Genomic DNA, 13,142 nt, shown 5'->3' with positions numbered 1-13,142 from the left:
GACCGGACAGCCACTGCCCCTAGCCAGTGACAACCCAGGGGAGAAGGAAACCGACGTGCTCGACGTCAACTTCTTCGACGAGCTCCGCATCGGCCTCGCCACGGCCGACGACATCCGCCAGTGGTCCTACGGCGAGGTCAAGAAGCCCGAGACCATCAACTACCGCACCCTGAAGCCCGAGAAGGACGGCCTCTTCTGCGAGAAGATCTTCGGCCCGACCCGGGACTGGGAGTGCTACTGCGGCAAGTACAAGCGCGTCCGGTTCAAGGGCATCATCTGTGAGCGGTGCGGCGTCGAGGTGACCCGCGCCAAGGTGCGCCGTGAGCGGATGGGCCACATCGAGCTGGCCGCCTCGGTCACGCACATCTGGTACTTCAAGGGCGTCCCGAGCCGGTTGGGCTACCTGCTCGACCTGGCCCCCAAGGACCTTGAGAAGATCATCTACTTTGCCGCCTACGTGATCACCTCGGTGAACACCGAGATGCGGCACAACGACCTGCCGACGCTCGAGAACGAGATCCAGGTCGAGCGCAAGCGGCTGGAGGACAAGCGCGACGCCGACGTCGAGGCGCGCGCCCAGAAGCTCGAGGCCGACCTCGCCCAGCTCGAGGCCGAGGGCGCCAAGAGCGACGTGCGCCGCAAGGTCAAGGAGGGCGGAGAGCGCGAGATGCGCCAGATCCGCGACCGGGCGCAGCGCGAGATCGACAAGCTCGACGAGATCTGGGAGACCTTCACCAAGCTCGAGCCGAAGCAGCTCATCGCCGACGAGCTGCTCTACCGCGAGCTGTACGACCGCTACGGCGAGTACTTCACCGGCGGCATGGGCGCCGAGGCCATCCAGAAGCTGCTGGGCGACTTCGACGTCGACGCCGAGGCCGAGCACCTCCGCGAGGTCATCCGCACGGGCAAGGGCCAGAAGAAGCTGCGCGCCCTCAAGCGGCTGAAGGTCGTCGCCGCGTTCCAGACCACCGGCAACTCGCCGCAGGGCATGGTGCTGGACTGCATCCCGGTGATCCCGCCGGACCTGCGCCCGATGGTGCAGCTCGACGGTGGCCGGTTCGCGACCTCCGACCTGAACGACCTGTACCGCCGGGTCATCAACCGGAACAACCGCCTCAAGCGACTGATCGACCTCGGCGCGCCCGAGATCATCGTCAACAACGAGAAGCGGATGCTCCAGGAGGCCGTGGACGCGCTGTTCGACAACGGCCGGCGCGGCCGTCCGGTCACCGGGCCGGGCAACCGCCCGCTGAAGTCGCTGTCCGACCTGCTCAAGGGCAAGCAGGGCCGGTTCCGCCAGAACCTGCTCGGCAAGCGCGTCGACTACTCCGGCCGTTCGGTCATCGTGGTCGGCCCGCAGCTCAAGCTGCACCAGTGCGGCCTGCCCAAGCTGATGGCGCTGGAGCTGTTCAAGCCGTTCGTGATGAAGCGCCTGGTCGACCTGAACCACGCGCAGAACATCAAGTCGGCCAAGCGCATGGTCGAGCGGTCCCGCCCGCAGGTGTGGGACGTGCTCGAGGAGGTCATCACCGAGCACCCGGTGCTGCTCAACCGGGCACCGACCCTGCACCGCCTGGGCATCCAGGCCTTCGAGCCGCAGCTCGTCGAGGGCAAGGCCATCCAGCTCCACCCGCTGGTCTGTGAGGCGTTCAACGCCGACTTCGACGGCGACCAGATGGCGGTCCACCTGCCGCTGTCGGCCGAGGCGCAGGCCGAGGCCCGGATCCTGATGTTGTCGAGCAACAACATCCTGTCGCCGGGTTCGGGTCGCCCGCTGGCCATGCCGCGTCTGGACATGGTCACCGGCCTGTTCTACCTGACCAAGCTCAAGGAGGGCGCCGAGGGCGAGGGCCGGTCCTTCACCTCGCCGGCCGAGGCCATCATGGCCTTCGACCGTCACGCGATCACCCTCCAGTCCAGGGTGCGGATCCGGCTCACCGACCGGCGCCCGCCGCTGGGCGAGGAGCCGGAGGGCTGGGAGCCCGGTCAGCCGTGGCTGGCCGAGACCACCCTGGGCCGGGTGCTGTTCAACGAGCTGCTGCCGGCGGACTACCCGTTCGTCAACGACGTCATGCCGAAGAAGCGGCAGGCCGAGGTCATCAACGACCTGGCCGAGCGGTACCCGATGGTGACCGTCGCCCAGACGCTGGACAAGCTGAAGGACGCCGGCTTCTACTGGGCGACCCGCTCCGGCGTCACCCTGGCGATCACCGACGTGGTCGTGCCGCCGCAGAAGAAGGACATCCTCGACGGCTACGAGAAGGAAGCCGACCAGATCGAGAAGCGCTACCAGCGCGGTCTGCTCTCGCACCGCGAGCGCAACGAGGAGCTGGTGAAGATCTGGAGCCGGGCGACCGACGAGATCGCCCGGGTCATGGAGGAGAACTTCCCCGAGGACAACCCGATCCCGACGATCGTGAAGTCCGGCGCGGCGGGCAACATGACCCAGGTCCGGCAGCTCGCCGGCATGAAGGGTCTGGTCGCCAACCCGAAGGGTGAGTACATCCCCCGCCCGATCAAGGCGAGCTTCCGCGAGGGCCTGACCGTTCTGGAGTTCTTCTCCTCGACGCACGGCGCCCGCAAGGGTCTGGCCGACACCGCGCTCCGCACCGCCGACTCGGGTTACCTGACCCGTCGTCTGGTGGACGTGTCGCAGGACGTCATCGTGCGCGAGACGGACTGCGGCACCGACCGGGGCATCGCCCTGCCGGTCGACGAGCACGCGAAGACCACCATCTACGCGCGCATCGCGGCCGACGACATCCGCGACGGCGAGGGCAACGTCCTGGTCGCCAGGGGCGAGGAGATCAGCGACCGGCACATCGCGACGATCGTCGCGGCCGGCCTGACCTCGGTGAAGGTGCGCAGCGTGCTCACCTGCGACTCGCACACCGGTGTCTGCGCCACCTGCTACGGCCGCTCCATGGCGACCGGCAAGCTGGTGGACGTCGGCGAAGCGGTCGGCATCGTCGCCGCCCAGTCGATCGGTGAGCCGGGCACCCAGCTCACGATGCGGACCTTCCACACCGGTGGTGTGGCCGGTGACGACATCACCGCTGGTCTGCCGCGTGTGCAGGAGCTGTTCGAGGCGCGCGTGCCCAAGGGCAAGGCGCCGATCGCGGACGCGTCCGGCCGGATCCGGCTGGAGGACGGCGAGAAGTTCTGGAAGATCACCGTCATCCCCGACGACGGGGGCGAGGAGATCGTCTACGACAAGCTGTCCAAGCGTCAGCGGCTGGCGACCATCGCCGTGGACGGCACCGAGCGGCCCCTCATGGACGGCGACCACGTCGAGGTCGGCCAGAAGCTGATGGAGGGCGCGGTCGACCCGCACGAGGTGCTGCGCGTGATGGGTCCGAGGGAGGTGCAGCTCCACCTGGTCCGCGAGGTCCAGAAGGTGTACCGCTCGCAGGGTGTGTCCATCCACGACAAGCACATCGAGGTGATCGTCCGGCAGATGCTGCGCCGGGTGACCATCATCGACTCGGGCGCCACCGAGTTCCTGCCCGGCTCGCTGGTCGAGCGGGCGGAGTTCGAGTCGGAGAACCGCCGCGTGGTGGCCGAGGGCGGCGAGCCGGCGTCCGGCCGTCCGCTGCTGATGGGCATCACCAAGGCGTCGCTGGCCACGGACTCGTGGCTGTCGGCGGCCTCCTTCCAGGAGACCACCCGGGTGCTGACCGAGGCGGCCATCCACGGCAAGAGCGACAAGCTGCTCGGCCTGAAGGAGAACGTGATCATCGGTAAGTTGATCCCGGCTGGCACGGGCATCAACCGCTACCGCAACATCCAGGTCCAGCCGACGGAGGAGGCGCGGGCCGCGGCCTACGCCATCCCGTCCTACGACGACGGCTACTACACGCCGGACGTCTTCGGCACGGGCACGGGTGCGGCGGTGCCGCTGGACGACTACGACTTCGGGCGGGACTACCGCTGAGGGCGTAGCTGAGGCGAGACGAGGGCCCCGGGGCATCCGCCCCGGGGCCCTTCGCCGTTTCGCTGTCCGCGGTGTCGGTGTTCAGTCGGTGGCCGGAGGTGGGGGAGGCGGCACCTCGGCCGGCGCTGGCGCGTTCGGGTCGATCTCCACCAGGTGACCGGCGGCCAGGTGCTCCGTGATCGACTGGGGGAAGAGGTAGGCGGTGGCTCCGCCCTCGGTCGCGCCGGAGATCACCAGGCCGTTCTTGACCAGGCGATAGCGGTGGTACTCGCGTTGCGCCCACTCCGGGGGGAGCGACCGCTGCTCGAACGGGGTGCCGACGGCGAACGTGGTGTTCCCCTCCGGGCCGCCGTGGCGGTCGACCTCGAAGCCCTCGGTGAGCTGGACCAGCAGCTTGTTGGCGTAGTGCGCGAGGGGCGGGTCGTCGCCCAGGACAGGGATCGGGCAGTCGTAGTCGTCGTAGATGTCCTCGGGGTGCCGGCGCAGGTCGGCGGCGTTGGCCACCAGGGTGCCGAGGAGGTAGTTCGCGGCCTCCCAGATGTTCGGGAACCGGGCCTCATACTGTCGCTCCTCGCCGTTCCAGAACACCGCGTACTCGTCGTTCTCCGGAACGAGGCACCAGGCGTTGGGCGCCGCCACGCCGACCGCGTACGCGGCGGGGCAGAGATCGTGGTGACGCGCGTACCACCGGATCCACCAGTAGGTCCGGCCGAGGTCCTCCTGGATGGCGGAGTTCGCGTCCGGCATCCCCATCGCCAGCGCGGAGGCCCGGTTCTTCGCGTTCTCCGGGACGCGCTCCGGAAGCTGGTATCGGCGGTCACGGATGTGCCCGAGCAGCTCCAGCGGCGGGGTCAACCCGTGGTGTTCGAGGTAGTAGGCGTGCGCCGCCGACCAGATCCACGCGCCGTCGGTCTGGTACGCCATCGGCACGACCCTGCCCCGTTCGGGGTCGAGGTCGTCCTCGGTCTGCCCCCGGGAGGACAGGACGACCGGGGCGTCCCGGAGGTACTTCAGCACCGCCTGGCGCTCGTGGTTCCCCAGCACCGGCCGGTAGTTGCGCGGCAGGGTGCCATCCTCACCGACGACGTCGAAGAGCGGCGCGCGCCGGAGGTCCCGGGGCTGCGCCGCCGTGGCCGGAGCGGTCACCAGGCTCCAGGTCTCGTTGAGCCGGTCTCGGTAGATCTCGCGGATCATCCAGTCCGGGGTCGCGTCGACCGCCCTGGGCAGCAACCACAGCTCGTCGAGGTAGGCCGCCGCTGGAGTTCGGTTCCCCCGCACGTGCGGGAACAGCCAGTCGGGTTCGGCGTCGTGGTCGAACTCGATCCGCGGCTCGGCGTCTCGGGCGATCTCGTACCGCGCGGTGAACCACGCGCCCCGGTCCGGGTGGTAGGTCACCAGCCGGAGACGGCGCAGCCACTGGCTGACCTGCGGTGGCGGGGACCAGAACCGCTCCTCGCCGTCCGCTCCGACGACCCTGGTAATCAGCTCCATCTCGTGGACGAGCGCCCGGCACTCCAGCGTGATCCGTTGCCACCCGTCGGGCGCCCGCTCCGTGAGCACGGATCGGAGGGCGTCGAGGACGGGGGCCGGAGAGGGCAGTTCGACGTCGGCCGCGAAGAGCGCGGGTCGGGCCCTGTCCCACTGCCGCTCGGCGGCTCGCACCCGCTGGCCGCTGATCGGGCCGCGGTCCAGGCGGATCTGGGTGAGGGGGGAGAAGTCCGCGAGTGCTGTGTGGACGGAGGGCATCCCGTCCTCGTTGGGTTCGGAAAAGCCGCGGCGGTGCGCGTACTCCTTGCCGAGCGGCATTCCGATCCATCTGGCCACCACCTGGTCCGGATCCTCGCCGTACGGGCCGAAGACGCAGTAGGGGTCGGGCCCGACCAGCCCGATGACGGCCAAGGTGAACCGGGACTCCACCAGGGGTCGGCGGTCCCGCGGAAAGGAAGGGGCCGCTGACGGTTCGGACCCTTCGCCGCCTCCGTCAACAGGCACGATGACTGAGCTGTCCGCGTCCCCGGCATCGTCGACGCGATACACCACGTCGTTCCACGTCACGAAACTCGCTGAGGCGACAAAATCCGAGGTGCTCACTTCTTCCGGCTCTCCCGTCGCGCTTCCTCACACGTCGACAGGGAAGGCTTCACCGTGGAGGTGGTCACCTCGGTGGATGCTCGCCGCTCCTGCCGCGGACACTGTTGCGGATCTCAGAGGTTGAAGTATTTCCGCCCCGTGCTCTCCTGTTTCTCGACCGTGCTCACCAGCGCCGGTTCGGCCGGGTCGAAGATGTAGAGCGCGCGCATGTCGGGGGTTTCGTTCGTTCTGGGGATCTCGTGCACCGCCGTCCCGTTCGACATGTTCCGGGTCGCGCCCATGCAGTAGACGTCGTAGCGCGCGCCGTTCACCGCGAGGAACCATCCGAGGGGTTCGAGCTTCCGACGGATCTCCCGGAACGACTCGAACACGTCCCATCGAACCGCCCGGACAACGCCCCACGGACCGTGGGCGCGCACTTCGCCGGACTCGTGGCACGCCGCGTACTCGATCCGCGCCTCGACGAACTCGCTTCCCCGGAACGCGCGGACCGGGACTGACTCAAGGCTCATCATGCTCTCCTGTCGGCGGCGGGGACGTCGTCCGGTGAGAATTCCGGGTTCTCGTCGGTGTTACCCGTCCTGACCCACCGTCCGTTCTCGAACCTCAGCTCGAAGGCGCTCCGGACGAACCGCCAGGCGATGCCGCCGAGGAAGGCGACCTCCGCCTCCCGGTCGGCCTGCGTGGCCAGGTCCTCTCGGCCAGACCTGATGAGGGTGGGGATGACGTCGGCGCCGCCCTCGGCGTGGATCGAGTAGACCCACTGGACTGCCCCTTCGCTCGGGCGGGTGGCGAAGAACATCCCCTCCCAGAAGTCGGGGTCGCGAGTCGTGGACACCTGACGCCCGTCGTTGTTCTTCACAAGGCGGCGTTCCACCGCCGTGCGCCGCTCCACCGTGTGGCGGGGGTGGTGTGCCGGTCGGGTCGCCGGACGGGTGCCACTGCCGGGGCGCGGCGGGGGTGGTCGGCGGGGGCGTGATCGGCCCCGGACACGTCTCGGTGTCCGGGGCCGAGGTTCGTCGGTGTTACTCCCCTGCCGGTGGCGTCGGTGGCGTCGGTGGCGTCGGTGGACTCGTGGGTGGCGTCGGCGGCGTCGGGGGACTCGTGGGTGGCTCCTCGGTCGGCTGGGCCTGAGCGGGGTCGATCTCGACGAGGTGCCCGGCGGCGAGGTGCTCCGCGACCGGCCAGGGGAAGAGATACGCGCGGGCGCCGCCGGCGGTCACGCCGGTGATCAGTATGGTGTCCGCCATCACGTAGTAGGAGTGCACCTCACGCTCCGCGTACTCGGGCGGGAGGTTGAGCTGGTCGAACCGTGAGCCGGAGAGGAAGGTCGTGTTTCCGTCCGGCGTCCCGTACCGGACGACCTGTGCGCCCGCGTTGAGCTGGACCCACAGCTTCTCCGCGTAGTGCGTGAGCGGCGGGTCGTCGCCGAGAACGGGGATGGGGCAGTCGAAGTCGTCGAAGATGTCCTCTGGATGCCGTCGGTAGTCGTCGACGTAGGAGATGAGCGTGCCGACCAGGTATCGCGCGGCCTCCCCGACGTCGCCGAACCTCGCCTCGCCGTATCGCTGGTCCGCGCTGTTCCAGAACACCGCGTACTCGTCGCCCTCCGGCACCAGGCACCAGGCGTCGGGCCGGAGCTGGCCAATGGAGTAGATCAGGGGGCAGAGGTCGTAGTAGCGGGCGTACCAGCGAATCCACCAGTAGGCCCGCTCGAACTCCTCCTGGATTCCGGGGTCGGGTCCGGGCATCCCCATCACCAGCGCGGTCGCGCGGCGTTTCGTGTTCTCGGCGAGCTGGCGTGGCGGCTCGTACCGGCGTGCGCGGATGTGGCCGAGCAGTTCCAGCGGCGGAGTCAGCCCGTGGTGTTCGAGGTAGTAGGCGTGCGCCGCCGACCAGACCCACGTGCCGTCGGTCAGGAAGGCCATGGGGACCGTCGCTCCCCGCCCCGGGTCGAGTAGGTCCTCGGACTGGCCCCGCGAGGACAGCACCACGGTGCCGTTCCGCAGGTACTCCAGCACCGCCCGCCGCTCGGCCACGCCCAGAGGCGGCCGGTAGGCGCGGGGGTGACCGTTGTCGTCGAGATGGTCGAACAGGCGTGCCTCGACCAGCGGAGCGGGCTGGACCGCGGCCATGCCGTTCGCGTCAGCGGGCCGGGGCGTGCCACCACCGAGCAGGAGGTGTCGTGTTTCGTCGAGGTGGCCGCGGTGGACCGCGGCCGCGAGCCAGTCCGGTGTGTGGGCGGGGTCGCGCGGGAAGAGGAGGAGATCGTCCGCGTACCTGCGGGCGAGCAGCGGCTCCCGCTCGGCCGTGAGGTACTGCCAGCCGGGTTCGTTCACCCGGTCGAACTCGAACGAGGCGTAGGATCCCTCGCGAACGAAGCGGTACCGGGCGGTGAACCACGCACCTTCACCGGGGCGGTACGTGATCAGCCGGAGGCGGTGGAACCACTGGCTGATGTCGGGCGGCGGAGCCCAGTGCCGGACGACCTCGTCGGGCCGACGCCCGAAGGTGACCAGGCACAGCAGCTCCATCTGACCCGCGATCGCCCGGCACTCGATGGAGATCTGGGTCCACCACTGCGGCGCCTGGCCGAGAAGTGCCTGGGTGAACCCCCGGCCCCACGGCGACTCCATCAGGTCCACCTCGTCCTGGTGGTGGTCCTCCGGGAGCGCGGGGAGGGGATACGCCGTCGGGACGGGCGAGAACGTTCGGGAAAGCCGTAGCTGGAGAAGGCGGGTGGCGCCCTCGGGCGGACGGTGGGACGTGCCCCCCGACTCATCCTGTCGCGGCGTCACCACGGCCAACTCGTCGCCGTGGCCGGCGACGGTGAGCAGGTCGAACACCGACTCCACCTCGGTCGGCCCCACGGTTCTCACGTCGCCGTTCGGGAGGCGGACGCTGTGCGTTCCCGCGTCGTCCTGTTCCGTCCGGGCCAGTGTCGGGTGGACCTCGTTCGAGCACACGACGTGGAGGCCGCTGGGCGGAATGTCATCAATGATCACTGGGCTGCTCCCACCGGTTTCCTGGCGTCGTCAGCGGGACTCGCGGGAGGTCCGCTGGCCGGTCGACATACCCTGCCCCGCCTGGGTCCGTTCCTTCGCCATCGCGTCGAACTTCTTCCACTCGGCCCACAGATCGTTGAGTTCGGCGCCGGAGAGGCCGACGCTCAGGATCCCGTCCGGGTTGAAGTGGATCACCGTTCCTTCCTGGGGGCAGACCTTCTCCAGAATCTCCAGCCCGCTGATCGTCCGCCAGGGGTACCGGTCTGGTGGAAGAAACTGTTGTGACGAGTAGACCGGAAGTACCCGCTTTCCGTCGGGTTCGTTCTCGAACCAGAGTTTGTCCGGCGCGCCCTGCGAGCCGGGGGTGAAGAGTTCCGCCTGGCTGAGCGAGGCAAGGAACCGATCGATGTTGTTGTACCCCTTGAGTGTCCGCCAGAGGACGAGCTCGAAGTGACTGCCAAACCGCATGCCGGCCGACTTCGGTTGCTGGGGGATGAAGTCCGGATTGACCCAGTACTCGTCCGTGATCCTCCCCTCCTTGTCCACGAAGCGGCCTCCCATGAGGAAGCTCCCTGTGATCGGGGCGCCCTTGGGCAGGTTCGGATCGACGTAGGCCAGCCACTCGTCGGACATCGTGCTCGCCTTCTCGATGTCCGACTCGTCCACCGACGGCAGTGGCGGTTTCGCAAGATAGTCGAAGATGTGCAGCTCGCCCACGTCAGCGGTCCTTTCGCGCGAAGAGCGGATGGCGACGGTACTTGAAGTTCGGGTTGTAGATCGGGGGGTAGACCACCGTGGTCAGGATATTCCCGTACACGTCGAAGATGATCTCTCGCGGCCACATGCGGTAGACGTAGTGCTGGGGCAGGCCGCCGGGGAGGAGCACCTCCGCCTCCTTGTGCCCGCTGCTCTGGCCCCGGTCGTGGAACGACGCGTCGGTGAGGACGCCGTAGGGGTGGTAGGCCTCGTGCATGTATCGCACCTGCCTGTAGAAGCCGGAAGGCAGTCGCTCCACGTCGTTCATGGAGGGGGAGACCGCCTCGTCGCGCTGGATCGCGTGCTCCGGACTCATGGAGAAGGAGGTGAACCCGCCTCCGTTGTGCGCGGAGCCGACGTGGGCGTTGATGTTCAAATTTCCCGGATCCCGCACCCGGAACCCACCCGCCTGGAGGAGCTCGGCGCCGCGGCTGTCCAGTCGGAAAATCGCGTTCTCGGGGCGGAGGAAGGCGTCGCCCTCGCTCAGGTCCCGCCACATTCCCCCGCCGTCCCCCGGGTAGATCAGGTGGACGTCGTCGGGGTTGACCCGGTCAAGGGTGTCGGCGACCGCGTCGCGCGGCATTCGGCGCCTCATGTGGGAGGGAAGCTCGTTGTCCGGGCAACCGGCCTCGAAGGGCGGGAGCTTCTGGCTCTCGTAGTCTTCGACTCCTCGCCGCTCGTTCGCGCGGCGGTGCTGGATCACCTGGTTCAGGTATTCCACGCTGAGGTCGTCGGGGCGTTCGAGCGCTTCGGCCGGAGTCTGCCGCCTCTTCTCGAAGATCCGTAGGTCCTCGGTGATCCCGAGGCGCCCGATCTGGATTTTGTTCCAGACCTCTTCCCTGGTCATTCCGTGCTCGTGGGCGTAAGCGTCGATCGCCAGGTCGGCCCGGGGGTTGCACGCGATCTCCGAGTGCGTCAACTCGCGGGGCGGTTTCGGTGTTTCCGGTGCGGCGCCGGGATGAGCGGCTCCGCTGAGCTCATCCGGCGATCCGACCGTCGGCGAGGACGCGTTGACGACGCCGTCGTTTCGCGACCCGGGTTCGGCGGCTCCCGGATGACCTCCGCCCTGGTGTGGAGCAGTGTCGAGGTGTTGGGGCTTCGGGGCGGGTTGCTGGGGACCAGTGGCGTGGTACCGCTCGGCACCGGGTTGGAGCGGGCGGGGTGCGGCTGGGACCGGGTTGGTCGCCGGAGGTGCTGGCCTCGCGGTGGGCGGCTGGTTGCCGTGGCCCTGAGCACCCCTGGGGTACGGGTCGCCGTGGTTCGGCCCTCCCCGGTACCCGGGCCGCGACCCACCCTGCGGGTGGTTGCCCAGGTGGTGCCCGCCCTGCGCGCCGCCGTCGTACGGCTGGTTGCCGAAGGGCTGGCCCCCCTGGTTCCGCATCCCCTGGGGCTGGCCGGGGTTCCGCGGCGGCCAGGGGTTGGTGGCTGGAGGGCGACCCGCGCCGGGCTGAGTCGGCGAGGCGTCCGCCCGCGCACCCGTGTACCCCGATCGCGGCTGCTGGAGGGGATAGGCGGGCGGGACGTTGGCCGGCGGGTAGCCCTGCCGGGGCGGCTGGACCTGTTGACCGGGCGGCACCGGACCGCCGGGCGGCACCGGGGTGTTGGGGTAGTTCGGCCTGGTCGCGGGCTGGCCGCCCCAGACGGGGGGCCCGGGCTGGACGCCGGGAGCCGGCGGGTGGCGCCGGTCGACCTGGGAGGTGTCCTGCCAGCCACCCTGGTACGGCCCGCCCTGGTACGGCGCGCCCTGGTACGGCGCGCCCGGTTGGCGCACGGGCGGGTACTGGCCGGCGCGCGGGTCGGAATGGGTCGGGTGCGGTCCGTGGGGCGACGGGCCGGATTGGTTCCAGGTATTCGTGCCGAACTGGGCTCCGGGCGGTGGTGGGCCGCCGGACGGGTGTCCGCCGAAGACCGGTGGTGGTGTCGGAGACCGGCCGTAGGGGTCTCTGGGGAACCCGTCCTGGCCGGGCCAGGGCGGAGCGTCGGTGCCGCGGCGGCTGAGGAGGGCGGGAGGGCCGTCCCAGTCCTTGGCAGTGGCGGCCCAGTCGGGTTTGTGGCCAGGAGGGTAGGGTCGGTCGTGGTCGCCGCTGCCGTGGGTCTCGACGCGGCCGTCGGGGTGGAAGGTCGCCCACTCCCCGTTGGGCGGCCAGCCAGGCCGCTTCGGTCCGGAGCCGTCGTGCTCGGCGCGGCTGGCGAAGACGTCGCCGTTGGAAGTGACCCACACGTCGCTGCGCGCGGCGAGGACGGGCGCCTTCAGCTCCTTGGCGAGCTTCGCGGCGAAGCCGTCGTCGTGCCGGCCGGCGTCGCACATGAGAAGCCGGACGGGCTGGCCGTCCTGGTAGCGGGGGTCACTCCGAATGATGTCAGCCAGCTCGTGCGGGTTCAACAGCGTGCGACCGACGCGGGCGCGGTCGGCGTCGCCGTGGATGTCGACGGTGAAGCGGTGCGGGTCCGGCGGGACCTGGCTGGCCGAGGAACGGTCGAAGTTCGACGTGCGGTCGCTGTCGTCGAACAGCGAGAGCCCGCCGGCGGTGGTGCGGGCCTGGTCGCGGGCCGCCGCCACGTCGTCGGCGTGTGCCTGGTCGACGTCTGCGGTGAACCTGGCGCCGTCGTCCCAGCCTTCTTTGCCGTGTCGGTCGTCGTGGTGGGACGGAGGGGTCGCCGGGGTCGGGTCAGTCGCGGTGAACGGGTCGTCGCCGTCGTCGTACCAGCTCGGCTGCTCGTGGCGTTGGTCCGGCGTGGGTGACGGCTGCTCGGGCGAGGCCGGGGTGTCGTCGCGGTGACCGGTCGGGCCGAGGTCGTGGGACCGGCTTCCGATCGGCCCGAAGCCGCTGTGCTGGGAACCCAGGGGGCCGAAGCCCTCGGTCCGTGGGCTCTGGAAGCCGACCCCGGTGAATCCCGAACCCATGGGATCGAAGCCGGCCGGCGCCGCCGGTGGGCGCGGTGGCATCGGACGGGTCGGTGGTGCGACCTGGTTGTTCGGTGAGCCGACGAGGGGCTGGTGCGGTACCTGGCCGGCAGCGGGGAACGCAGGGCCGCGCGCGGGCGGCACGGGGCCGCGCTGGGGTGGAAGTGGACCGGCGCCCGGTTGTGGCACCGGTCCCCGTGGCACCGGCCCCCGTGGAACCGGTTGGGTCGGTGGTGCGACCTGGTTGTTCGGTGAGCCGACGAGGGGCTGGTGCGGTACCTGGCCGGCAGCGGGGAACGCAGGACCGCGCGCGGGCGGCACGGGGCCGCGCTGGGGTGGAAGCGGACCGGCGCTCGGTTGTGGCACCGGCCCCCGTGGAACCGGCTGGGGCGGGGGTCCGACGGGACGTGGCTGCCCGGGTGTGGGGCCTCCCGCGAAAGGCGGAGTGACC

The 13,142-nt window shown here is 69.9% G+C and carries 6 protein-coding genes and 1 pseudogene; 1 reads left to right on the top strand and 6 read right to left on the bottom strand.

From position 1 onward, the window contains the following. Window positions 1-55 precede the first annotated feature (55 nt). Window positions 56-3,934: a DNA-directed RNA polymerase subunit beta' gene (locus LX15_RS20355; RefSeq protein ID WP_253671214.1), complete on the top strand. Its 3,879-nt coding sequence runs from the start codon at window positions 56-58 to the stop codon at window positions 3,932-3,934. An 81-nt stretch (window positions 3,935-4,015) separates the two neighbouring features. Here the strand turns inward: LX15_RS20355 and LX15_RS20350 are convergent, their stop codons facing one another. From LX15_RS20350 to LX15_RS20325, 6 genes and pseudogenes are all read right to left on the bottom strand, one after another. Further along, a complete protein-coding gene (locus LX15_RS20350) occupies window positions 4,016-5,833 on the bottom strand; it encodes a TNT domain-containing protein (RefSeq protein WP_253671213.1) in 1,818 nt (605 codons plus the stop codon). 305 nt (window positions 5,834-6,138) lie between these two features. Further along, window positions 6,139-6,537 carry a hypothetical protein gene (locus tag LX15_RS20345; protein ID WP_253671212.1) on the bottom strand — a complete coding sequence of 133 codons (399 nt, stop codon included), beginning with the start codon at window positions 6,535-6,537 and terminating at the stop codon, window positions 6,139-6,141. After that, window positions 6,537-6,932 (bottom strand): annotated as a pseudogene (locus tag LX15_RS20340) (scabin-related ADP-ribosyltransferase); the annotation flags it as partial. The gene LX15_RS20345 and the pseudogene LX15_RS20340, both read right to left, overlap by 1 nt. A gap of 118 nt (window positions 6,933-7,050) precedes the next feature. Next, window positions 7,051-9,030, bottom strand: coding sequence for a glycohydrolase toxin TNT-related protein (locus LX15_RS33180; RefSeq protein ID WP_253671210.1), 1,980 nt, complete (start codon window positions 9,028-9,030; stop codon window positions 7,051-7,053). Window positions 9,031-9,060: 30 nt separating this feature from the next. Next, complete coding sequence (locus tag LX15_RS20330) at window positions 9,061-9,747, bottom strand: SseB family protein (RefSeq protein ID WP_253671209.1); 687 nt, start codon at window positions 9,745-9,747, stop codon at window positions 9,061-9,063. A gap of 1 nt (window position 9,748) precedes the next feature. Next, complete coding sequence (locus LX15_RS20325; protein ID WP_253671208.1) at window positions 9,749-12,691, bottom strand: DUF8616 domain-containing protein; 2,943 nt, start codon at window positions 12,689-12,691, stop codon at window positions 9,749-9,751. Window positions 12,692-13,142: the final 451 nt, after the last annotated feature.

The organism is Streptoalloteichus tenebrarius, from assembly GCF_024171885.1.
GTDB classification, from domain to species: Bacteria; Actinomycetota; Actinomycetes; order Mycobacteriales; family Pseudonocardiaceae; genus Streptoalloteichus; species Streptoalloteichus tenebrarius.
This window is presented reverse-complemented; position numbering and strand designations above follow the sequence as displayed.

Bases quoted from the DNA above. Each gene is read 5' to 3' on its own strand.
- LX15_RS20345 (WP_253671212.1), bottom strand. From the start codon at position 6,537: ATGAGCCTTGAGTCAGTCCCGGTCCGCGCGTTCCGGGGAAGCGAGTTC.
- LX15_RS20325 (WP_253671208.1), bottom strand. From the start codon at position 12,691: ATGGGTTCGGGATTCACCGGGGTCGGCTTCCAGAGCCCACGGACCGAG.